Annotated in this window: 19 protein-coding genes and 1 riboswitch; of the genes, 6 read left to right on the forward strand and 13 right to left on the reverse strand. The window is 58.3% G+C overall.

All coding sequences use genetic code 11. The features are described from left to right. Positions 1–10 precede the first annotated feature (10 nt). Positions 11–1,894, reverse strand: coding sequence for a phosphomethylpyrimidine synthase ThiC (thiC, locus tag BLU26_RS07535; RefSeq protein ID WP_092285345.1), 1,884 nt, complete (start codon positions 1,892–1,894; stop codon positions 11–13). 74 nt (positions 1,895–1,968) lie between these two features. Beyond that, positions 1,969–2,068, reverse strand: a riboswitch (TPP riboswitch). 221 nt (positions 2,069–2,289) lie between these two features. Here thiC and BLU26_RS07540 point away from each other — a divergent pair. Continuing rightward, positions 2,290–3,726 (forward strand): TolC family outer membrane protein, encoded by a 1,437-nt coding sequence (locus BLU26_RS07540; protein WP_092285347.1) that lies wholly within the window; start codon positions 2,290–2,292, stop codon positions 3,724–3,726. A 64-nt stretch (positions 3,727–3,790) separates the two neighbouring features. On the opposite strand, the gene waaA is transcribed toward BLU26_RS07540, so the two are convergent. Further along, complete coding sequence (gene waaA, locus BLU26_RS07545) at positions 3,791–5,053, reverse strand: lipid IV(A) 3-deoxy-D-manno-octulosonic acid transferase (RefSeq protein ID WP_092285349.1); 1,263 nt, start codon at positions 5,051–5,053, stop codon at positions 3,791–3,793. 162 nt (positions 5,054–5,215) lie between these two features. On the opposite strand from waaA, the gene BLU26_RS07550 reads away from it, so the two are divergent. The 3 genes from BLU26_RS07550 to BLU26_RS07560 are packed head-to-tail and all read left to right on the forward strand — an operon-like array spanning position 5,216 to position 8,070. Further along, the gene (locus BLU26_RS07550; RefSeq protein ID WP_092285351.1) at positions 5,216–6,394 is read left to right on the forward strand and encodes an FAD-dependent oxidoreductase; all 1,179 of its coding nucleotides are present in this window, start codon (positions 5,216–5,218) and stop codon (positions 6,392–6,394) included. After that, complete coding sequence (locus BLU26_RS07555; protein ID WP_092285353.1) at positions 6,391–7,191, forward strand: aldo/keto reductase; 801 nt, start codon at positions 6,391–6,393, stop codon at positions 7,189–7,191. Before BLU26_RS07550 ends, BLU26_RS07555 begins: the two co-directional genes overlap by 4 nt. Before the next feature lie 3 nt (positions 7,192–7,194). Further along, positions 7,195–8,070 carry a hypothetical protein gene (locus BLU26_RS07560; protein ID WP_092285355.1) on the forward strand — a complete coding sequence of 292 codons (876 nt, stop codon included), beginning with the start codon at positions 7,195–7,197 and terminating at the stop codon, positions 8,068–8,070. A 13-nt stretch (positions 8,071–8,083) separates the two neighbouring features. On the opposite strand, the gene hldE is transcribed toward BLU26_RS07560, so the two are convergent. Together hldE and msbA are read right to left on the reverse strand one after the other, a co-directional pair. Then, a complete protein-coding gene (gene hldE, locus BLU26_RS07565; protein ID WP_092285357.1) occupies positions 8,084–9,514 on the reverse strand; it encodes a bifunctional D-glycero-beta-D-manno-heptose-7-phosphate kinase/D-glycero-beta-D-manno-heptose 1-phosphate adenylyltransferase HldE in 1,431 nt (476 codons plus the stop codon). A gap of 52 nt (positions 9,515–9,566) precedes the next feature. Continuing rightward, the gene (gene msbA, locus BLU26_RS07570) at positions 9,567–11,348 is read right to left on the reverse strand and encodes a lipid A export permease/ATP-binding protein MsbA (RefSeq protein WP_092285359.1); all 1,782 of its coding nucleotides are present in this window, start codon (positions 11,346–11,348) and stop codon (positions 9,567–9,569) included. Positions 11,349–11,455: 107 nt separating this feature from the next. Between msbA and BLU26_RS07575 the strand changes: the two genes are divergently transcribed. Continuing rightward, entirely contained in the window at positions 11,456–12,046 is a 591-nt protein-coding gene (locus BLU26_RS07575) for a lipopolysaccharide kinase InaA family protein (protein WP_092285361.1), read from the forward strand. Positions 12,047–12,159: 113 nt separating this feature from the next. Next, positions 12,160–12,609, forward strand: a complete 450-nt coding sequence (locus BLU26_RS07580) for a serine acetyltransferase (RefSeq protein ID WP_092285364.1) — start codon at positions 12,160–12,162, stop codon at positions 12,607–12,609. Positions 12,610–12,622: 13 nt separating this feature from the next. Here the strand turns inward: BLU26_RS07580 and pseI are convergent, their stop codons facing one another. The 9 genes from pseI to BLU26_RS07625 form a co-directional block, all read right to left on the reverse strand. Beyond that, positions 12,623–13,678, reverse strand: a complete 1,056-nt coding sequence (pseI, locus tag BLU26_RS07585) for a pseudaminic acid synthase (RefSeq protein ID WP_092285366.1) — start codon at positions 13,676–13,678, stop codon at positions 12,623–12,625. A 12-nt stretch (positions 13,679–13,690) separates the two neighbouring features. Further along, positions 13,691–14,206, reverse strand: coding sequence for a UDP-4-amino-4,6-dideoxy-N-acetyl-beta-L-altrosamine N-acetyltransferase (pseH, locus tag BLU26_RS07590; protein ID WP_172830649.1), 516 nt, complete (start codon positions 14,204–14,206; stop codon positions 13,691–13,693). Next, positions 14,203–15,243: a UDP-2,4-diacetamido-2,4,6-trideoxy-beta-L-altropyranose hydrolase gene (gene pseG / locus BLU26_RS07595; RefSeq protein WP_231702024.1), complete on the reverse strand. Its 1,041-nt coding sequence runs from the start codon at positions 15,241–15,243 to the stop codon at positions 14,203–14,205. Before pseG ends, pseH begins: the two co-directional genes overlap by 4 nt. Before the next feature lie 59 nt (positions 15,244–15,302). Next, positions 15,303–15,998, reverse strand: a complete 696-nt coding sequence (gene pseF / locus BLU26_RS07600) for a pseudaminic acid cytidylyltransferase (RefSeq protein WP_092285370.1) — start codon at positions 15,996–15,998, stop codon at positions 15,303–15,305. Continuing rightward, a complete protein-coding gene (pseC, locus tag BLU26_RS07605; RefSeq protein ID WP_092285372.1) occupies positions 15,995–17,155 on the reverse strand; it encodes a UDP-4-amino-4,6-dideoxy-N-acetyl-beta-L-altrosamine transaminase in 1,161 nt (386 codons plus the stop codon). The genes pseF and pseC overlap by 4 nt, the downstream gene beginning before the upstream one ends. Before the next feature lie 3 nt (positions 17,156–17,158). Beyond that, positions 17,159–18,157, reverse strand: a complete 999-nt coding sequence (gene pseB, locus BLU26_RS07610) for a UDP-N-acetylglucosamine 4,6-dehydratase (inverting) (RefSeq protein WP_092285374.1) — start codon at positions 18,155–18,157, stop codon at positions 17,159–17,161. 10 nt (positions 18,158–18,167) lie between these two features. Then, the gene (locus BLU26_RS07615) at positions 18,168–19,259 is read right to left on the reverse strand and encodes a hypothetical protein (protein ID WP_092285376.1); all 1,092 of its coding nucleotides are present in this window, start codon (positions 19,257–19,259) and stop codon (positions 18,168–18,170) included. A 99-nt stretch (positions 19,260–19,358) separates the two neighbouring features. Then, entirely contained in the window at positions 19,359–21,308 is a 1,950-nt protein-coding gene (locus tag BLU26_RS07620) for an acyltransferase family protein (RefSeq protein WP_092285378.1), read from the reverse strand. Then, positions 21,305–23,050 (reverse strand): carbamoyltransferase family protein, encoded by a 1,746-nt coding sequence (locus tag BLU26_RS07625; RefSeq protein WP_092285380.1) that lies wholly within the window; start codon positions 23,048–23,050, stop codon positions 21,305–21,307. The genes BLU26_RS07620 and BLU26_RS07625 overlap by 4 nt, the downstream gene beginning before the upstream one ends. Between the last annotated feature and the right edge of the window lie 2 nt (positions 23,051–23,052).

Below are 23,052 nucleotides of genomic sequence, written 5' to 3' on the forward strand. Positions count from 1 at the left end.
GCCGAGCATCTCAGACTTTCTGATACAACTGCGAGCCGGTGGAGCGAAACTCCTGTGATTTGGCCTGCATGCCCTCCTCGACCGCCAAGTCCACCGCGTCAATACGCTGCGCCGCGGCATAGTCGCGGACCTCCTGGGTGATTTTCATCGAGCAGAACTTGGGCCCGCACATCGAGCAGAAGTGCGCCACCTTGGCCGAATCCTTGGGCAGGGTCTCGTCGTGGTAGGCGCGCGCGGTGTCCGGATCAAGGCCGAGATTGAATTGGTCTTCCCAACGGAACTCGAAGCGCGCCTTGCTCAAGGCATTGTCGCGAATCTGCGCACCCGGATGCCCCTTGGCCAGATCCGCCGCGTGGGCAGCGATCTTGTAAGTGATGATGCCGGTTTTCACATCGTCGCGGTTGGGCAGCCCCAGATGCTCCTTGGGCGTCACATAACACAGCATGGCGCACCCGAACCAGCCGATCATGGCGGCGCCGATGCCAGAGGTGATGTGGTCGTAACCCGGCGCGATGTCGGTAGTCAGCGGCCCCAGCGTATAGAATGGCGCCTCGTCACAACACTCAAGCTGCTTGTCCATATTCTCCTTGATCAACTGCATGGGCACGTGGCCCGGGCCTTCGATCATGCACTGCACATCATGCTTCCAGGCCAATTTGGTCAGCTCGCCGAGGGTTTCCAGCTCGCCGAATTGCGCCTCGTCGTTGGCATCGGCAATCGAGCCGGGACGCAGGCCGTCGCCGAGCGAGAAAGACACGTCATAGGCCTTCATGATCTCGCAGATATCTTCGAAGTGGGTATAGAGGAAGTTTTCCTGATGGTGCGCCAGGCACCACTTGGCCATGATCGAGCCGCCCCGCGAAACGATGCCGGTAACCCGCTTGGCGGTCATCGGAACGTAACGCAGCAACACGCCAGCGTGAATGGTGAAGTAATCCACGCCTTGCTCGGCTTGTTCGATCAGCGTATCGCGGAAGATCTCCCAGGTCAGGTTCTCGGCAATACCATCGACTTTCTCCAATGCTTGATAGATAGGCACTGTGCCAATCGGCACTGGCGAGTTGCGGATGATCCACTCGCGGGTTTCGTGGATATTCTTGCCGGTGGACAGGTCCATCACCGTATCCGAGCCCCAGCGAATACCCCAGGTCATTTTCTCCACTTCTTCTTCGATAGAGGAGCCAAGCGCCGAGTTGCCGATATTGCCGTTGATCTTCACCAGAAAGTTACGGCCAATGATCATCGGCTCCAGTTCGGTGTGATTGATATTGGCCGGAATAATCGCGCGGCCACGGGCGACCTCGTCACGCACAAACTCGGGGGTGATTTCCGCCGGCACGCTGGCACCGAAGCTGTGCCCTGGATGCTGGTCCTGCAACAACCCTGCAGCGCGCGCCTCGGCCAGTTTCATATTCTCGCGGATGGCAATGTATTCCATTTCCGGCGTGATGATGCCCTTGCGCGCATAGTGCATCTGGCTAACGTTGCGTCCAGGCAAGGCGCGGCGCGGCGTGCGCACATGAGCAAAGCGCATGTGATCCAATGCTGGATCGGACAGACGGGCACTACCGAACTCGGAACTTAGCCCCGGCAACACCTCGGTGTCGCCGCGCGCATCAATCCAGGCACCGCGCACGTCAGCCAGACCGGCGCGCAGATCAATCTGCACTGCAGGGTCGGTGTAGGGGCCGGAGGTGTCGTATACCAGCACCGGGGCGTTGGGCTCATTGCCCTTGTCGGTCTGGGTGTCGGCCAGGCTGATCGCGCGCATGGGCACGCGAATGTCCGGGCGTGAACCCTGCACGTAGATCTTGCGGGAATTCGGGAAAGGCTGGGTGGCGGCGCTATCGGCCCCCGAGGTGGCGATGGCGGTATCAGGCAATCTGCTGTTCATTGTTATGCTCCACTGCGTTGGGCTTTCGCAGGGAACCGAAAAGGCCAAACATCCGTCCGCTTTCGCGGCAGGCTGCAGGCACATATCTCGATTCCTACGCCGGTACTAACCGGTTCAGGTTCAACGGGTATCATCTCAGCCCCCGCGTTAGCGGCAGCACCCCGTCAAGATGTCGGGCACAGTCTAGAAGCTCACAGGCTCGCCAGCAAGCCGCACAACAGCGCCGTTGTTTGCCGCTTTGAAAATCGCCGCGAGCCGGCCGATATCCACGTCGATTGTGCCCACTCATGCTGCCAAAACACTTTGTTCCGCCAGAGGTCCAATGCATTGCTTGACCACGGGACGCGCGCTCTTTAGCCTTGATTGATTATTCCAACCATGCGAAGGATCCATGCATGCTGCGCCCCCTGTTTGCTGCCCTGTTGCTCGCCGGCGTTTCCGGCCATGCCGCTGCCAATACCGATCTGATGACAATCTACCAGGAAGCGCTGCTGAACAACGCCGACCTGGCCGCAGCGCAAGCCGATGCCCGGGCGCGTCAGGAAGCCCTGCCCCAGGCACGTTCGCAGCTGCTGCCCAACATCGGCATAGGCGCGGGAGCTACGCGTGAAGATCTCGAAATCGATGGCGTAGGTGGCGACGAGTACAACACGCACTACTATCAGGCCAGCCTGACCCAGCCGCTGTTCCGCGCCAATCGCTGGTTCGACTATCAATCGGCCAAATCCCTGAGCCAACAGGCCGAACTGGAATTCTCCGCGACCCAGCAGAACCTGATTCTGGAAGTCTCCCAGGCCTACTTCAACGTGCTGCGCGCCTCGGACAACCTGGCCACCGCCAAAGCCGAGGAAGATGCCTTTGAGCGCCAGCTGGAGCAGGCGCAAGAACGTTTTGACGTTGGCCTGTCCGCGCGCACCGATGTACTTGAAGCCCGCGCCGGTTACGACAGCTCACGCGCTGCCCGACTGACCGCCCAGACCAATCTGGATGTCAGCTACCAGGCTCTAACCCGGCTGACCAACCAGGATTACGACAGCCTGTATGGCATCAGCCACGAACTGCCGGTACTACCACCGGCGCCAGCCAACCTGCAGGAGTGGGTAGAAACCGCTTCGGCACAGAACCTCAACCTGCTGGCCTCACGTTATGCAATCAGCAGCGCCGAGGATGGCCTGCGCAGCAGCAAAGCTGGCTACGCCCCCGTGGTCGATGCCTTTGTGCGCTATAACGACACCAATGGCGGAGCCGAGATTGCCCGTGCTGGCCAGACAGCCAACGACACCGCGCTGACCAGCTTCGGTGTAGAGCTGAGCATGCCGCTGTTCACCGGTGGCCTGACGACCTCGCAGGTACGTGAGTCCACCTACCGCCTGACCCAAGCCGAACAACTCAGCGAAGCGCAGCTGCGCCGTGTGGTAGAAAGCACCCGCAACCTCTATCGCACCGTGACCTCCAGCGTTGAAGAGGTGGATGCCCGCCGCCAGGCCATCGTCTCGGCCAAGGCGGCACTGGACGCCACGCAAACCGGTTACGAGGTGGGCACTCGCAACGTCGTAGACGTGCTCGAAGCGCAGCGCAACCTGTTCCGTACCGTACGTGACTACAACACTGTGCGTTACAACTACATCATCGACAATCTCAGCCTGAAACAGGCCGCTGGCACGCTCAGCCCACAGGATCTGGAAGAGCTATCGAACTGGCTGATCCCGGACTACGATCCCGACCGTGATTTTATCCCCGAGCCTACCGAGGAAGAGATCGAGCGCATGTCGATGGGCCGCCAAGCCCCTGCCACCCCGGCAGATGAGCAACTCGACCGCTCCACTTTCTGAGCGGCGCTCATTTGCCCAACAAAAAAGGCGCCCCCGGTGCGCCTTTTTGTTGGGCAAATGAGCCTCAGTGCTGCAGCCGCTGTCCGATACCCTGCAGCAATAACTCAAGCGCGCCCTGGTTGGCCTCCACGACCGCCTTGCCCGCGTTGCCGGCCTGCTCACGCAACCTGGCATCGTTCAGCAGCTGAAGCACCGCCTGTTCCAGTGCGCGTCCATCGGCGACTACCTGCAATGCACCCGCCCCCTGCAGCAGGTCACTGATCTCGACAAAATTGAAGCGGTGCGGCCCGGACAACACCGGCAAGCCCAATGCTGCCGGCTCCAGGTAGTTGTGCCCGCCATTGGGCACCAGCGAGCCGCCAACAAACGCCACGTCGGCGCAGGCGTAGAGCATCACCAACTCGCCCATGGTGTCGCCCAGCAACACCGCATCGGTCGCCGCCGGCGTACCACCCTGGCTGCGCCTAACCTGCCCCAAGCCGGCATCGCTGACCAACCGGGCGACACTGTCGAAACGCTCTGGGTGCCTAGGTACCAGTATCAACAATGCGTCAGGTAGCTGGCGCAGCAAGTTCTGGTGCGCGCGCAGGATCTGCTCATCTTCACCGGCATGGGTACTGGCAGCAATCCATACCGGCCGGCTACCCCATACGGCACGCAGATTGGCAGCCTGCGCCAGCAGTTCACTCGGTGGGCGAAAATCAAACTTGATACTGCCAGTTACCGTCATCGCCGATTTATCCACGCCCAGCGCGGCAAAGCGGATCGCTTCAGCCTGGCTCTGCACTGCCACCCAGTCCAGCGCAGCGAACATCGGTCGCACCAACCAGCTGACCCGCTGATAGCCGTTGGCCGAGCGCTCAGACAGGCGCGCATTGGCTAATACCACGGGCACCCCCGCCCGCTCACATTCCGCCACCAGATTGGGCCAGAGCTCGGTTTCCATGATAATGCCCACGCGCGGCTGCAGCTTGCGCAACAGGCGCCGCTGCAGCCAGGGCAAGTCATAAGGCAAATAGGCATGCCCTACCTGGCCACCGAACAGCTTGCGAATCTGCTCTGAACCGGTAGGGGTCATGCAAGTGATGGTGATCGGCAGCTGGGGATAGCGCCTGAGCAACTCCCGCACCATGGGCGCGGCGGCAATACTCTCACCGACCGACACCGCGTGAACCCAAATACCCTCACTGCGAATATCGCCGCCCAGCGCAAAGCGCTCGGACCAGCGTTTGGCGTAGGCTGGCGCGCGCCAGGCGCGGTACAGCAACCGCACGAGTATCAACGGCATGCAGAGGGTAAAGAAAAGGCTGTATAGCGTGCGTGTCATGGTTTCTTCCTGTGGGCCGGCGCGGCATAGCGTAGCAGATGTGACCAGTAGGCCCGGCAATGTCTATACTAGGGCTTTGCCGCGCGGGGGCAACCGTCTCGGAGAAGCCGATTCTGGCGTTGCCCGCCCCGCAAGCCATCTTGACTAAAGCACCGGGAGCCCATGAGCACAACCCTCGAAACCGACATCTGTATCCTTGGCGGCGGCATTGCCGGCCTCTGGCTCAACGCCCGACTACGCCAACTGGGTTACAGCACTTTGCTGGTCGAACGTGGCGCCCTTGGCGGCGGCCAAAGCGTCAAGTCACAGGGCATCATTCACGGTGGCACCAAATATGCGCTGAACGGCAAGCTGAGCAGCGCCGCCGAGGCCATCGCCGATATGCCTGAGCGCTGGCGTGCCTGCCTGGCGGGCACCGGCGAGCTCGACCTGCAAGGTGTACGCGTACTCTCGGAGCATCACTATTTGTGGTCCCCAGGCAGCCTGATCAGCAACCTGGCCGGCTTCTTTGCCAGCAAGGCCCTGCGCGGACGCGTAGAGCAGATCAAGGGCAAGCAACTCCCCCGCGTGTTTGCCGACCGCGCCTTCAAGGGTAAGGTTTACCAGTTGGCCGAGCTGGTAGTCGATGTCCCTGCCGTGGTGCAGCGCCTTGCCGAACTGGCCGGCGACAGCCTGATTTCCGACAGCTCACCGCATTTGTTGCGCGCCGCCGACGGCAGTATCGAAGCGGTACGCCTGCAACAACATCAGATCAAGGCGCAACGCTACATTCTCAGCGCTGGCGAAGGCACCGAAGCGCTGCTCAGCGATTGGCAGCAGCCAGAACCGGCCATGCAACGCCGACCGCTGCAGATGGTACTGGTCAAGGGCCCAGCACTGCCGCCACTGTTTGCGCATTGTCTGGGCAGCAGCCCGAAACCCCGGCTGACCGTAACCACACATCCGTGTGCCGATGGTCAATGGTGTTGGTATCTGGGTGGCGACCTGGCGGAACAGGGTGCCGGCCAAGGGCCTGATGAGCTGATCAGTAAAGCCAAACGCGAGCTGCAGGACCTGCTGCCCTGGGTTTCGCTGGAGGGAACCCGCTGGACTACCTTGCCGGTAAACCGCGCCGAACCGGCCCAGAGTGGCCTGGTGCGGCCCGATACCGCCTTTGTACAAGCGGTCGGCAACGCCCTGATCAGTTGGCCGACCAAGCTGGCACTGGCGCCCAACCTTGCGGACCAGGTCATTGAAATGCTGGGGGCGCAGCAGGTAACACCCGCCAACCGTGCTGAATCCACCAGCGAGCTACCAAGACCCAAGGTATCCGCACCGGTGTGGGATATCTGCTTCCCATGACACTGCGTCCCTACTATCGCGCCCTGGGCGATACCGGCCTGCAGCTGTCCCCACTAGGGCTGGGCACGGTGAAGTTCGGTCGTAATCAGGGCGTAAAGTATCCCACCAGCTTCGAGCTGCCCTCGGATCAGCAAATTCGCAGCTTGCTTGCGCAGGCGCACGACCTAGGCATCAACCTGCTGGACACTGCGCCCGCCTACGGCACCAGCGAAGAGCGGCTGGGCCCGCTGCTGGCCGGACAGCGCAGTGACTGGCTGATATGTACCAAGGTAGGCGAGGAGTTCAGTGCGGGGGAGTCCAGCTTCAACTTCAGCGCTGCACATACCCGGCGCTCTATTGAACGCTCGCTACGCCGCCTGCATACCGATTACCTGGACATGGTGCTGGTGCACTCCGATGGCAATGACCTGCAAGTACTGGATGACGAGGTCTACCCCACGCTGCAACAACTCAAGCAGCAGGGGCTGATTCGCGCGTTCGGGTTTTCCGGCAAGACCATCGACGGCGGTATTCGCGCATTGCAACAGGGCGACTGCGCCATGGTCACCTATAACCTGAACGAGCAGGGCGAGCGTCCGGTGCTCGACTTTGCCCTGTCACACAACAAGGGCATCCTGATCAAAAAAGCGCTGGCCAGCGGGCATCTTTGCCTGGATGGCGAAGACCCGGTACAACAGGGCTTGCGCCTGGTACTGGGACACCGCGCGGTGACCAGCGCCATCATCGGCACCATCACGCCGCGCCATCTCGAGCAGAATGTGCAGGCCGCTGCCGCGGTACTCGAGCAACAGGAGTAACGCATGACCCTGATCGTTGCACGCAAGAATCCGATCGTTTTCAAGACGCAGGCCCTACAGGTACAGGCCAGCGCCGAGGTGCTGCGTTACAACCCGATTGGCAACCCACTGAGCTTTGCCGAAATGCAAGCGCGCCGCCAAGCGATCACGGTAGCCGACCCGGAGAACTTTGATCTAATCGTGGCCAACCTGGGTGTCTCGGTCGATCTGTACCTGAGCTGGCAGGAACGGGAATTCCGTTTGCTGGTACGCCAGGATCGCCCCGACCACGGCGACAACGTACTCAAGTTGCTGTCAGGCTACGTGCCAGCCCACGAGCTCCGCGTGCCGCTGCTTACCGCCATGACCGAGATAGCCGAAGAGCTGCTGGTTGAAACGGAATCCGGCTGGCTGCAGGGACGTTATCAGGACACCTGGCTGCCTACCCCCTATGCCGATAGCCTGGCGCTGGACGAGGAACAGGTGTTTCGCCTGACCTCGCGCAGTAGCACAAGCAGGCCGGTATTGTGCCGCGAGCTGAATCTGTTGGAGCGGCCCCGCGCTTACGTGCATCTACCGAGTAATTCGTTGCAACTGGTCTATCAGTTGCAACTGCACTTGCCAGCATCCGCCCAGCGCCTCTCACTGCTGCACACCGATGAGTTTCTGGATGAAGAAAGCGGAGAACTGGTGGCGCAAATGGACTACCGGCGTCCCGAGCTGTTTCTCGCCGAATACCAGGATGGCGCCGCAAATGGCCGCTTGTTTACCCTGCAACAGGGCGAGCTAGTGCCGCAGACTACCGCTGGCATGACGCTCAGCGAAGCTTTTGCCGAGCAGCAGGGCTGGGTAGTGGCGGCGCCACACTGCAGCTGGCAGACAGGGTTCTGCCAGCGCTAGGAGCGATGCAGGATTAACCCTGGTCGCGCTCGCGGATTTTTTCCACAATCGCCGTGGTCGAGCAACTCTCGACAAAATTGAGCACCTTCACCTCACCCCCGTAGGCTTGCACGATAGACGCACCGACGACCTGACCGACGTTATAATCGCCGCCTTTAACCAGCACGTCCGGCTTGACCTGCTCAAGCAGGCGCTCGGGTGTGTCCTCGCTGAAGCTGATCACCCAGTCCACCGCGCCCAGACCAGCCAGTACCGTCATGCGCCGCTCAACGCTATTGATCGGCCGACCCGGCCCCTTAAGGCGGGTGACCGACGCATCATCGTTGATTGCAACGATCAGTCGGTCGCCCTGGCTGCGCGCCTCCTCAAGATAGCCGACGTGACCGGCGTGGATGATATCGAAACAGCCGTTAGTGAACACAATACGCTCACCATGCGCGCGCGCATCATCCAGCGCCTGCAGCAACTGCTCGACACCCACCACACCGCGCTCGCTGCCCTGCTCGCGCTGAACCGCGCGGCGCAGCTCTGGCGCACTGATTGCCGCGGTGCCCAACTTGCCGATGACAATACCTGCCGCAATATTGGACAAGGCCACCGCGCTAGGCAGACTTTCACCCGCCGCCAGCGCCGCCGCCAAGGTGGAAATCACCGTGTCTCCCGCCCCGGTGACGTCGAAGACTTCCAGCGCCCGCGCGGGCAGGTGCAACGCCGCCTCGCCGGCACGCAGCAAGGTCATGCCCTGCTCGCTGCGCGTCACCAGCAACGCATCCAGCTGCAACTCGGCGACCAGCGCCATCCCCTTGTCGACCAGTTCCTGCTCGCTGGCGCAACGGCCTACCACCGCCTCAAATTCGGACAGGTTGGGCGTGATCAGGCTGGCACCGCGGTAGATTGAGAAATCGCTGCCCTTGGGGTCGGCCAATACCGGCACCCCGTGTTCACGGGCCAATTTGATCAGCGCCTGATGGTTGACCAAAGCGCCCTTGCCGTAGTCCGACAGCACCAGCACCTTGACCTTGTCCAGCAAGCCACCCACGGTTGCCAACAATGCCTCGGCATCGGTTTGAAAGCGTTCTTCAAAGTCCAGCCTGATCAACTGTTGGTGACGGCTCATCACCCGCAGCTTGGTGATGGTCGGCTGCCCGGCACATTGCTGGAAATCGCAATACACGCCTGCGGCATTCAGCCTCTGCTGCAGACTCTCGGCGGCCTCATCCTGACCGGTCACGCCCACCAGCCAAGCCGGCGCACCAAGCGCCGAAATATTCAATGCCACATTGCCGGCACCACCGGGGCGATCTTCAATCTGCTCGACCTTGACCACCGGCACCGGCGCTTCTGGTGAAATCCGGTGTGTAGGCCCATGCCAATAGCGGTCCAGCATCACATCCCCAACCACCAGAACCGGCGCGGAATCGAAACGGGGCATGGTCAATTTCATCGTATCTGTTACCTGTATCCGAGTCCGGCAACGAGCGCCGGCGGGTTGCTCGTTAGCCTTGCTTCTCTTCTTCAAATTGCATGCTGTGCAATCGCGCGTAATAGCCATTCAACGCCAACAGCTCCGCATGCGAGCCACGCTCGACAATCCGACCTTGATCCATCACCAGAATGGTATCGGCCTTCTCGATAGTGGACAGGCGATGCGCGATGACCAGGGTGGTGCGACCCTGCATAACGCGATCCAACGCTGCCTGGATATGCCGTTCAGACTCGGTGTCCAGAGCCGAGGTTGCCTCATCAAGAATCAGTACAGGTGAATTCTTGAGCAGCGCGCGAGCAATTGCCAGGCGCTGACGCTGACCGCCGGACAACAACACCCCATTTTCGCCGACCATGGTGTCGAAGCCCTGCGGCAGCATATCGATGAATTCCTTGGCGTAGGCCGCTTCTGCCGCAGCCTTGATATCTTCCAGGGGGGCACCAGCAAGGTCACCGTAGGCAATATTATTGGCGATGGTATCGTTGAATAACGTCACGTTCTGGCCAACCAGTGCTATGTGATGGCGCAGATTACGCAATCGGTACTGCTCCACAGGTACACCATCAAGGCGAATCTGCCCGTCATCATGATTGTAAAAACGAGGAATCAGGTTGGCTAGCGTGGACTTGCCACTACCTGACCTACCTACCAAGGCAACCATCTGACCCGGCTTCACCGAAAAGCTGATATCCATCAGCACGGGTTTGTCCGTACCTGGATAAACAAAACCCAAATCACATACATCCAGCTGGCCGCTGACCTGTTCCCGCTCCAGCTTTCCCTGATCCAGTTCAGGTTCCTCATCCAACTGCTCGAATACACTTTCAGCCGCCGCAATACCCTTCTGAATGTTCGCGCTGACTTCGGAAAGTTGGCGAATCGGTTTGGGAATCAGTGCAGCCGCCGTGATGTAGGAGACCAGGTCACCGACCGACGAATCACCGCGCAAAAACAGCACCAGAAACATCACTACCGCCATGGCTGAATAGGTCACCAGTTGCAGTGTCGGCGTGTATACAGCACCGGTACGGGTCATTTTCAGGCCACGCGCGCGGTTGTTCTCACTGGCCTTACCGAACCGCTCGCTCTCGTAACGCTCCCCGCCAAAACTGCGTACTACACGGTAGCCCTGGATAGTCTCGGAAGTGACGTGGGTTACATCACCCATCGCCGTCTGAATCTTCTTGCTCTGGCTGCGAAACTTCTTGCTCGTGCTATTAACCATTACGCCTATGACCGGAAGAATTGCCATCAACACCAGGGTGAGCTGCCAGTTCATCCACAACAGGTAAGCAAACAGAAAAATGACCGAAAGGCCCTCACGGAAAATCACCTTGATTGCATCGGTCGCCGCACCCGTGACCATGGTCACGTTGAAGGTCACGCGAGAAACCAGGTGGCCGGAGCTGTGAGCGTCGAAATAGCTGTTCGGCAACGTAAGGAAATTATTGAATAGGGCAGTACGCAAGTCATGCACCACGCCGAGCGACACCTTAGCGATGTAGTAGTTGCCGAGGAAGGAGCCTATCCCCTGATAAAAGGCCACGGCGATAATGAACAGCGGAAACCCCCAAATCATGGGCACGCCGAAAAACAGCGCGTTGTCGCCGGTATTCAGGCCGTCGACAAAATACTTCAACACCCAGGCCATGGCCGGCTGGCTGGAGGCAAAAATGGCGAAGCCTACAATGCTTATCGCAAAGGGAACCCAGTACGCCTTGACGTAGCCGAGCAGGCGCATATAAATGCGGGCACTTGAGCGGGCAAAGCTCTCTTTCTGAATATCGGTCATGAGCTCTTCACGTGAAAACAAGAGACAGGGAGTCTATCACAGCGCCTACGGGCAGGCTGCGCGTTGAAAAGTAAGTTAAAATGCCTTTTTTGCTACAGGATAGCCGCATGCAGGAACTCAGCAACGAACAATTTCAGCGCTGGCGTGAAGACGCCAAAGTACTGGAGCAGGATCGCTATGGTGAGAAAGTGCTGATCCTCGCGGACGGCACTTTCCTGAAGCTGTTCAGGCGCAAAAGCTGGTTCTCGAAAACATTGTTCTTCCCGCCGGCCAAGCGTTTTGCCGAGAACGCCGAACAGCTGACACAGCTGGGAATTCCTTGCCCCAGGGTAATCAATCTGTACAAGATGCAAGCCCCCTATCGCTCGGTAGTGCACTATGAACCCCTGGCCGGCGACACTTTGCGCAAGTTGCTCAACGAAGAAAGCTCGATCGAACAGATCGAGCTTTTCGCTCAGCTAGCTACCTTTATCACCGAGCTACACGACCTGGGCGTTTACTTCCGCTCCCTGCACCTGGGCAATATAGTACTAACACCCGACGGAGCGTTGGGCCTGATCGATATTTCCGACATGCGTTGCCTCAACCGACCGCTTTCAACGGGTATGCGCAATCGAAATTACCGGCACCTGTTGCGCTACGAGAGTGACTGGGCTCTGGTTAACCCCAGAGTAAAAACCTTTTTCCCTGGCGCATGAGGCGCCTCGACGAAGCAGGCTATGCTGACCACTTATAAAGAACTAAAAAGCTCTGGCATTACGAAATCCTTGGCGAGGACAAGCCTTTCTCCTGGCAAAAGCTGTTGCGCCGGATGCGCCGTAACAACTCCTACCATTGCCTTTTCTGGTTGCGCCTTTCGCAAAACCTGCACACGTCGTCCCGATGCGGGACACAATCCATTGCCAAGCAAATCAATAAATCGCTTGCGCGCAAATTTGGCGTTGAAATCATGTTGGCGGCGCGCATCGACAAAGGTCTATGGTTGGGCCACCCCACTGCAATCGTGATCTACTCAGGCGTCGTCATCGGCAAGAACTGCAACTTACGACAGTGCACGACGATCGGCTCAGTCGACGCCAACAATGAGTCGATCACGCTGGGTGACGATGTGGATATAGGCGCTCACAGCTGCATCATTGGTAGCGGGCTAAGCATTGGTGACAACGTCACCAATGGCGCCATGAGCTTCATCAACAAGGATGTACCGGGAAACGTTACCTACATTACACGCAAGCAGAACCAGATCAGCCCCAAGGAGTGACCCAGGGTCACTCCTATTCAATGAGATCCTGCGTTAACGCAGCACCGAACTCCACATCGCGATTGACCCGCCGCCCCAGAACTTCCTCCAGCATTTTTGGCGGCAGCCCAAATCCCGGGCGCACACTGCGAACGTTGTCACGGGTCAGCACATCGCCTTTGCGCAGCGCGCTAGTAATGTAGAGAGAGCGGCGGAACCTCGCATTGCCCTGTTCACTGGACTTGCGACCATAGTCAACTTTGCCCAGCGCCCTCCAGGCAGTTTTGCTGTCTCGGCACAACGCCATGAGTTCAGGGGGCTCGAGCGAGAAGCTGTCATCCGGCCCGCCGCCACTGCGGTCAAGAGTGAAATGCTTTTCAATGATGGACGCGCCGAGAACCACACTGGCGATCGCCGTTGTATTGTCCAGGGTATGATCAGACAGACCGGTAACCAGCCCGTAGCGCTGCATCATGTCCTGAATGGTACGCAGGTTGTAGTCTTCTGCCGGCGCAGGATAACCACTCACACAATGGAGTACCGCCAGCTCCTTGCAGCCGCCTGATCGCGCCGCCTCAATCGCTTCTGAAATCTCATCGGCGTCAGCCATGCCTGTCGAGATAATCATCGGCTTTCCGGTGCTCGCTACATAACGAATCAGCGGCAGATCGATAGCCTCAAACGAAGCGATCTTGTACGCAGGAGCGTTGAGATCTTCTAGCAGGTCGACTGCCGTGTTGTCGAACGGCGAGCTGAAAATGGTGATATCGTGCTGCCGCGCGCACTCGAACAGCGGCGCATGCCAGTCCCATGGCATGTGTGCCTCTTCGTAGAGGCGGTAAAGCGACTTTCCGTCCCACAGACCGCCCTTTATCTGAAAGTCTTCCGTCTCACAGTTCAGGGTTATGGTGTCCGCAGTATAGGTCTGCAGCTTGATCGCATCGGCACCAGCGTGCTTGGCTTGCTCGATAATCTGCAGCGCCGTCTCCAGGCGCCCATTATGGTTAGCCGACAGCTCGGCAATGATGTAGGGCTCCGCGTCAAGCCCAATGCGCCGCCCTGCGATGGAGATACTGGGTGTACCAGACATGAAAAGCCTCCTTCAGCCCCGTACCTGCCACTCGGAATCGAGCAGGCCAAAGCAAATGACATCATGAAACTGCTGCCCATCGAAATGCTGATCTCTCAGCATTCCCTCCTGGCAGAAGCCCATCTTGCGATGGAAATCGATTGAACGCTGGTTAAAACCCAGCGCCTGACCACAAATCTTGTGCAAAGCCAGACGCTGAAAGCCATATTCCAACGCCTGACGGCCTAACCCTGTGCCCGTACCGCGCGGCGCCTCAGGCGCGATGTAGAACCCCCAGTCCGCTACCTTACCGGCAGTTTGCACAGTGAAGTGTACAAATCCGCGGGGCTGGTCATCACATTCATAGACCAGCAGGTGGCGCAGCGGGTCCTGTTCGCAGCGGGCAAACCAGTCACGATGCTCCTGTTCGGCAATTTCGTGCCGGGTATACATATAACGACGCACCGACTCATGGTTACGCCAGCTACGCACCAGCGCCAGGTCAGGCTCCGCCAGCGGCCGCAGGTTACCTGCAATCACGCCACTCATGACATCATCTCCATGGTCTCCACAACCCGTCTGGCGCCGCCACCATCCACCAGCGCGGCCGCGCGGCGGCTCATCTGCCGGAGCTGCTCGGCGTCGGCGAGAAACCCCTCAAGCAAACCAGGTAGAGACGCAGCCAGACTGTTAACAGCTGGCAACAATTGCACCGCACCAGCAGCGCGTAGCCCCTCTGCAACCAGTCGCTGGTTATCCGCCAATACAGCCATCAAGGTGGGTAAACCCAGACAGCAGCGCTCCCAGGCGGTCGCGCCTGCGGCGCCAATTGCTAGGTCAGCCTGCGCCATCAAAGATGCCATGTCACTCACATCGACCAGCACCGTCACATCAAGCGCCAAAGACTGGCTCAACTGCTGCACCTCGCCCAGCCAAGGGGCCTGCCCGCCCATGACAACCGTCACCACCAGAGAACCAGCGCCCTGGGTCGCTGCGAGCCCACGCAGTACCTCAGCGGTGGCATTGTCAGCGTCAACACCGCCCATGGAGACCAAAATCGTCTGCAGCGGATATGGCTGCACAGCGCGCCGGGCCAATGAAGCGTCACGCTGCGCGGCAAAATCCGGGCGCAGCAACGCGTTGGCACTACCGCATAGCAGCCGGGCACTGGCCGGGACCAGCGAACGATAGTCCTCTGCTCGTCTGCTGTAGGTCTGATCCAACAGCAGGTCGCAGTCGTGCGGGCGATCAGCCAGGTCATCAACCACCAGGACGTGACCAGAGCATGCCCGCATGTGTGCTTCCCATTGCGCGTCCAGCGCGTAGTGATCGGCCACCAGCCAGTCACAGCCCTTCGACTGCAAGACTGCAGCCGTATCAGCGGCATCCTGCTCAGCACTGACGCCAAGCCAATGAGCATGTGAGCCGGCCACCGGCTCAGCCTGCTGCAGCGCCGCAGGCAGTACGGTCGTTGTATAACCGCGGCCATGAATGACATCCAGCAGGTGGCCGCGATGGCTGCGGCAGATGAAATGACAATCATGCCCGGCCGCAATGAGAGCATCGGCCAGAGTCAGGCAACGCATGACGTGTCCCGTGCCGATCCAGAGCGCAGCATCAGTTCGAAATGCGATATGCAACGCCATCATTGCGGCCTGTGCAAAGCTTTAAACAACCACTCAGCGCGCCCCCAGTCCTCAGCAGTGTCTATATCTTGAACCCGGTGCCGCGGTAAGATCACAGGAACAGAGCCTCTCGAAAATATTGCTTTTCCGGCTTTCCAAGCGCTGGCCGTCCCCCAATAAAACTGGCCGGCATCGTGGTAGGCATCTTCCAAATCTTGCGAACGGACACTCATAAACTCGGGGTAGAACATGTCCACTCTTCCATCGTCCATAATGCGCACGGACCGCTGGATCGGGAAAGGAAAAGAGGTCACAGAGAAAGCGTAGTCACAGCCATTATCTCTAAGGGCAGTCAGCCCTCGGCGCAAATCCTCTGCTTGAACAAAAGGCGCAGTAGCGTAGAGACAGCAAACCTCCGAGAGCTGAATAGATGTGTATTCCTCTAACGCGTGGATGTAGTGTTGCATCACCGGGATCGTCCCAGTTAAATCATCAGCCAAGTTGGCCGGACGCAAAAAAGGTACCTGCGCGCCCAGCTGCGCAGCAACATCGGCTATCTCTTGGTCGTCGGTGGAGACAAAAACCTTATCAAAGCATCCACTAGCCAATGCAACCTCGACCGACCAAGCAATCATCGGCTTTCCACAAAAAGGCTTGATATTTTTCCGAGGGATTCGCTTGCTGCCACCTCGAGCAGGAATAATTGCAACCTTCATAGGCGAATAACTTCGGCCAAGGCGCCGACTACCTCATCCTGCTGCGCTTCAGTCAGGGAGTGGTACATCGGCAAACTGATGGCTTCTCGGTAATACGCCATCGACTGCGGAAAATCGTCGGCAGCAAAACCCATGGCCGCGTAATACGGCTGGGTATGTACCGGAATGTAGTGCAGATTTACCCCGATGCCACGCTCACGCAGTTGCTTGAACACCTCACGATGGCTCAAGGCAATCTTCTCCAGCTGCAGACGGATTGGGTACAGATGCAGACCGGAGTAACTATCGGCGTGTTGCCAGGGACAGGTGACGGGCAGCGCTGCCAGCAACTGATCATAGCGGCGAGCGAGCGTGTGGCGGCGAGCAACAAAGTCATCCAGCCGAGCCAGCTGGCTGACACCCAGTGCCGCCTGCAGCTCGGTCATGCGGTAATTGAAGCCCAGCTCGATCTGCTGGTAATACCAGGGGCCATCAGACTCCCCGACCATCAGCGACGGATCACGGGTAATACCGTGACTGCGGTACAGCGCCATGCGCGCCGCCAGCGTTTCATCATTGGTGACCGCCATGCCGCCTTCGGCGGTGGTGATGATCTTCACCGGATGAAAGCTGAAAATAGTGATGTCGCTGAAGCGACCACTTCCCACGTAGTCACCCTGGTAGCGCCCGCCGATGGCGTGCGAGGCATCCTCAATCACGGCAAAGCCGAAGCGTTTGGCCAGCGCGCCAATGGCCTGCATGTCGCAGGGCTGGCCGCACAGGTGCACCGCCACCACTACCTTGGGCAGCCGCCCCTGCTTTTCGGCCTCGATCAGCTTGCGCTCAAGCGCCACCGGACACAGGTTATAGGTACGCGGATCGATGTCGACAAAGTCCACCTGCGCCCCACAGTAAAGAGCGCAGTTGGCCGACGCCACAAAGGTCACCGGAGAGGTCCACAGCCAATCGCCCTGCCCCAGCTCCAGCGCCAGACAGGCAATATGCAGCGCCGAGGTCGCACTGTTGACCGCCACCGCGTGAGTCGCACCGACCTTGCTGGCCAGCGCCTGCTCAAACTGCGGCACCATGGGGCCCTGCGTCAGAAAATCCGAGCGCAGGACAGCAACCACCGCCTCGATATCCTGCTCACTGATCTCCTGGCGTCCGTAGGGTATCATCTATCAGATACTCCCGATCTTTTCGCGGTTAACGTCAATCCACTCCTGCAACTGAGCGTCGGTCATCCACTCGCTGTTGTTGTCGCTGGCGTAGACAAAGCCCTCGGGCACCTTCTTGCCATCCTTGATCCGCTTAGGGCAGGTAGCCCACTCGTGGATGGTCGGCAGAATCTTGAAGTGCTCAGGATACTCGTAGGTGTAGTAGGCGTCTTCAGCGCTGATCATCTGCTCGTGCAGCTTCTCGCCAGGGCGAATACCGATAACCTCCTGACGGGCAACCGGCGCAACCACCCGCGCCAGATCGGTCACTTTCATCGAAGGGATCTTCTTCACGTAGATCTCGCCCCCTTCCATGTCGGCAAAAGCATGCCAGACCAGCTCAACGCCTTCTTCCAGGGAGATCATGAAGCGCGTCATGCGCTCATCGGTGATTGGCAGCACGCCCTTGTCCTTGATCGACATGAAGAACGGAATGACCGAGCCGCGCGAGCCCATGACATTACCGTAGCGAACAACGGAAAAACGGGTGCCGTGCTCGCCCGAGTAGGAGTTGCCGGCAACAAACATCTTGTCGGACGCCAGCTTGGTCGCGCCGTACAGGTTGATCGGCGAGCTGGCCTTGTCGGTAGACAGAGCCACAACGCCCTTGACGCCCTTGTCGATACAGGCGTCGATCAGGTTCATCGCGCCGTTGATGTTGGTCTTCACGCACTCGAACGGGTTGTACTCGGCGGTAGGCACAATCTTGGTTGCAGCAGCATGGACCACATAGTCCACGTCATCCAGCGCCCGGTACAGGCGGTCCTTGTCGCGCACATCGCCAATAAAGAAACGCAGGCGCGGATCGCCTTCATACTTCTTAGCCATATCCCACTGTTTCATTTCATCACGGGAGAAGATGATGATCTTCTTCGGGTTGAAGCGCTCCAGTGTCATTGGGACAAAGGTGTTGCCGAACGAGCCAGTGCCGCCGGTAATGAGAATGGTCTTGTTGGTCAGCATGAGTTGGCCCTTAATAAAATTGATGTTGAATGGCGTTTGCCACTCGATGGTTGGCTAGCCGGTCACGTTGACCAAATACCCAAGAAAAGTAGATGTTTCGCCGTTCAGCATACGTGTTGGCATCAGCAATAGCGTTTTCCAGAACATCGGAGAAGTCTGGAGACGCATCAATAACCATACGCGGACCACAATCATATAAAGTCAAAAGACGCTCCAGGTCATCCAAATACATTTGCTCCCTCAGCCCCATAGAGCGCAATACGTCCTGAGAAAAATCATCTGTCTCGATAAACAGCTGCGGCACATCAAAAAAGAGTGACTCTTCGCTCGGCGAGTTGGCATCAGACACAACAAGATCTGCTACAGAAACAAGGTCAGCCAGTGAGCGTGTCCCAAGGTCAAGATAAGCATGTTTGCGCTGTTCGATTAACCTTTGGACCCTCGCAAAACTCTCCCGGTCCTTTTTCCTCGAGGTCAGTGATTGGCTGGGATGGGGGCGTAATACCAGGTTCAATGATGGAGGCGCAGTCCTAACCAATTGCTCCGCCACTCGATTCCATGAACCCAGCCCCCGACGGCTTGGCGTGTACAAAACGGTTTTTTGCTGAGGTTCCAGCCCCATGCCGGCCAGCACCGCAGTGCGCTGTTGGGTGCTCTGTTCGGGGTACTCACAAAATGGTAAAAAACCGGTTTGGACAGTATTTAGCGAAACATCAGAAAATCGACCGATCATATCCTGCATACGGGGGCCAATAGTGCAAAGCAAGTCAAAGTGAGTATTGCGCAGCAATGCTTCACGAGACAGCATCATGTAGGTACCGTGGAAAACGGTCGCTTTTTTAGCGCTATAAGGCTCTAGAAAACTGCGATAAGGTGACCCTGTGACAATCACGTCAGCCTGCTTCAGTCCGCGCACACCGGAGCTGAAAGGCCCGAGATACTTGGGCATGTACGCCGTCGCAAGGCCAGGATAAAGACGCCTTACCGCCGTTAGCGTTGAGCGACGAGTGGTCACAAAAGTTCCCGGCAGCACCTCAGCCACCTGTGCCAGATGAGGGACGGCCTGAAACATCTTCGAGAAATAAAAGGTTTTATTAGCCATACCCTATCCTGTCATTCACCACTTGAATGAGCCTGCTCGCGTCCCACCCAAAAAATCTGTGAGCAAGTATGGAGAAACAGTCAGTTTCGCTGACTATGGTCACTCACTTTCCTCGCGACTCAACACATTGGCTTTCAATGCCTCCACCAGCCGAGGAACAACCATGGTAGCCCCCCACTTACTCAGGTGGTTCGTGTCACGGTACAAAGGGCGACCGGCAAACTCTACATTGCAGTGCTCGGCGTCACACAAGGCGTCGGCAAGATTGATTCGTTGGAGCGCGTACTGCTCGGCTAAGGAGTCGAACACCCTCTGCGACTGCTCCATTCTCACCTCATATTGCTCCCGCAGAGGACGGACGTCGAGCTCCCGTCCATACCAGGCGACCCTGGCCAACGTTTGCGGCACACTGTAGTCAATCAGCGGCACTTGCTCGACCAATGCCACGCTTCGGCGAGTCTCGCTCAAATAGCTCACAGTACGTACCAAACCGCTTGAAAAGCTGGTTTCATCGGGGTCAGATCCAGCGTCGCTCGCAAAATAGCTTGACCAGACCCCAACCAGAACAACCTGTTTTACCTCCGGGTGACGCTCCAGGTAGCGCACCACCCCTTCGTTAAAACCACCGCAAGAGACCTTGGACGAGCGATACTCACGACTACCCAACGCCGGAGGACATTCAGAGCGCGCAAGAAACCGCCCGGACAACCCTAGCTTTTTCGCCGCCAAGTCATAGCCATGAGCAAGAGAAAGTGCATGGGAGTCTCCCCAGAGAAGAAAGTCGGTGTCGCCCTCATCACCCAGCACACAGAGATTGCGCTCGTTATCAACATCATCCACGGAAAGCCCGAAGCATGGCCGCCGAAAAGGAATACTCTCTTCTTCGACTGCTGATATCTCAGCTACCGCGTCAGGCAACCGAAAAGCCGCGCCCTTGCTAATCGTTCCGGGCAAGGAAATTAAGATAAGCGCACCTGCGACCCAACCCGTCCGCCGAAAAAACCGTCTACGCTCACCAAGCTCACCTGCTCGACGGAAAGGCGACTCTACATAGCGCCAAGAAAGCCATCCGAGCAGACAGGCCAGAATAAACAGGCCCAGCTTTTCAACTGCTCCCAGCGGCTCTATCTGGTAGTAGCCGGCAAAGACAAAAAGCGGCCAATGCCAAAGGTAAAGTGAGTAGGAGATAAGCCCAAGGAAGACTAGGGCTTTAACTCCTAGCAGGCGGCCAACCAGCGTGCTACCAGAGGCACCGGCATGAATTATCAGGGCAGCCCCCAACACCGCTGGCACGGCAGACAATCCCGGGAATGCCGTTTGCTTGTCCAACAAAAAGACGCTGCCAGCAATAAGCCCTAACCCGAAAAAAGCGCAACTTTCACGCAGCCACCGCCCCGCTATAGGACGCACCGCTCCAGTCGCCAGCAACGCACCAGCCAGCAGCTCCCAGGCACGCAGGTGAACCAGATAAAAAGCACTTTCCGGTACGGAGGAAAGTGCTTTTTGCGCCGCCAGCAACGACAGCGCTGCCAACCCGAATAGCGCCAGGTTTACCCGCTTGGGGCAACGCTTAACAAGCAACAGCAACAGCGGCGGAAAAAGCAGATAAAACTGTTCCTCTACCGACAATGACCAGGTGTGTAACAGCGGGATATTGGCGACAGCATCGTTGAAGTAATCGGTCTTGTTCCAAAAGTGGATATTGGCCAGAAACAGGACCGATAGCCCTTGCGCTTCGCTGAACAGCTTGTAGTCCTCAGGCAAAAGCACAAACCAGGCGACCGCACCGGTAACGAGCAACATGACCGCCAACGCGGGAAACAAACGCCGAATCCGGCGCTCATAGAACCTGGCGTAACTGAACGTACCGGCCTGCTGCTCACGGTAGACAATACTGGTGATCAGAAAGCCCGAAATAACGAAGAAAACATCCACGCCGACGAAACCGCCGGAGAAAGGCGCCACGCCGAGATGAAACAGCACCACGGGTAATACCGCGATGGCTCGTAGCCCATCAATGTCACGTCGATAACCGAGCAGCGAATTCAATCCGGCGAACTCCTTTTGACCACCAAAATATCTTCCATAATCAAAAACTGCAGATCCGAGCCAAAGAACATATCAAGCGCGTCCTTCGGTGAGCACACCATGGGCTCACCACGACGGTTGAGCGAGGTATTGAGCACTACACCATTACCGGTCATGGCTTCCAACTCCTTCATCAGGTCGTAATAACGCGGGTTGTACTCGCGCTTCAGCACCTGTGCGCGCGCCGTGCCATCCTCGTGCACCACTTCATGAACCCGCCGTTTCCATTCATCGTTGACGTCAAAGGTAAAGGTCATGAAGGGCGATGGGTGGTCAACACTCAGCATCTTCTCCGCCACCGTATCAAGCATGGACGGGCAGAATGGACGCCAGCGCTCGCGGAACTTGATCTGCTCATTGATGCGATCTGCCACGCCCTTGACGCTGGGGCAGCCGATGATGGAGCGGCCGCCCAGCGCGCGGGGACCAAATTCCATGCGCCCCTGGAACCAGGCAACCGGATTGCCCTCGACCAGCACCTTGGCAATTTCCTGCGGCACATCGTCGATCTTTTCCCATTCGGGCTTGTTCGGGTGGCGCACACAGGCGGCAATGATGTCTTCGTTGCTGTAGGCCGGCCCGAGGTAGACGTGTTCCATCTTCTCGACCGGGACGCCGTTCTGCACCGAGATATAGGACGCCGCTCCCACTGCCGTGCCGGCATCACCTGAAGCCGGCTGCACAAACAGCTCCTTGACCTCGGGCCGCGCAATGATTCGCTGGTTGAGTTTGACGTTGAGCGCGCAGCCACCGGCAAACGCAAGGCGACCGGTTTCGCGCAGAATGTCGCCCAGATAGTAGTCCATCATTTCCAGCGCGAGCTTTTCAAACAGCGCCTGCATGCTGGCGGCGTAGTGCACGTAGGGGTCATCGGCGATATCGCCTTCGCGTTTGGGTCCCAGCCATTCGATCAGCTTGGGCGAGAAGTAATAGCCCTTGCCTTTATCCTTGTAACGGCGGAAACCGATCACGTTGGCGTAATCGGTATTGATGATCAGTTCACCCTTCTCGAATTTGGCCAGCCGTGAGAAGTCGTATTTGGCGGCGTCGCCATATGGCGCCATGCCCATGACCTTGAATTCGCCATCGAGCATCTCAAAACCCAGGTATTCGGTCAGTGCACCATACAGACCACCGAGCGAATCCGGATCATAGAACTCCTTGATCTTGTGGATCTTGCCGTTCTCGCCGTAGCCAAAGAAAGTGGTTGCATACTCACCCTTGCCATCGATGCCCATGATCGCGGTCTTCTCGGTGAATCCGGAGCAGTGATAGGCACTCGAAGCGTGGGCCAGGTGATGCTCCACCGGCTCCAGACGAACCTTTTTCGCATCAAATCCCAGCTGCTCCAGGCACCATAGAATTTTTTTGCGGTACCGCTTGAAGCGGCGATTGCCAGTCAGGAGAGCGTCCAGTGAACGGTCCGGCGCGTACCAGTAACGCTTGGCGTAATGCCAGCGCGCCTTGCTGCCGAACAGGCTTATGGGCGCGAAGGGGATGGTGACTATATCCACTTGCGCAGGCGTGATGCCCGCCTGCTCCAGGCAGAACTTGGCGGACTCGTAGGGCATGCGATTCTTTGCATGCTTGTCACGCACAAAGCGCTCTTCCTCTACCGCTGCGATGAGTTTTCCGTCAATGTACAGCGCTGCAGACGGGTCGTGGCTCAGGGCGCCTGAAAGGCCAAGTATCGTCAGTCCCACGG

The sequence above is a fragment of the Halopseudomonas sabulinigri genome, assembly GCF_900105255.1.
Taxonomy (GTDB): domain Bacteria; phylum Pseudomonadota; class Gammaproteobacteria; order Pseudomonadales; family Pseudomonadaceae; genus Halopseudomonas; species Halopseudomonas sabulinigri.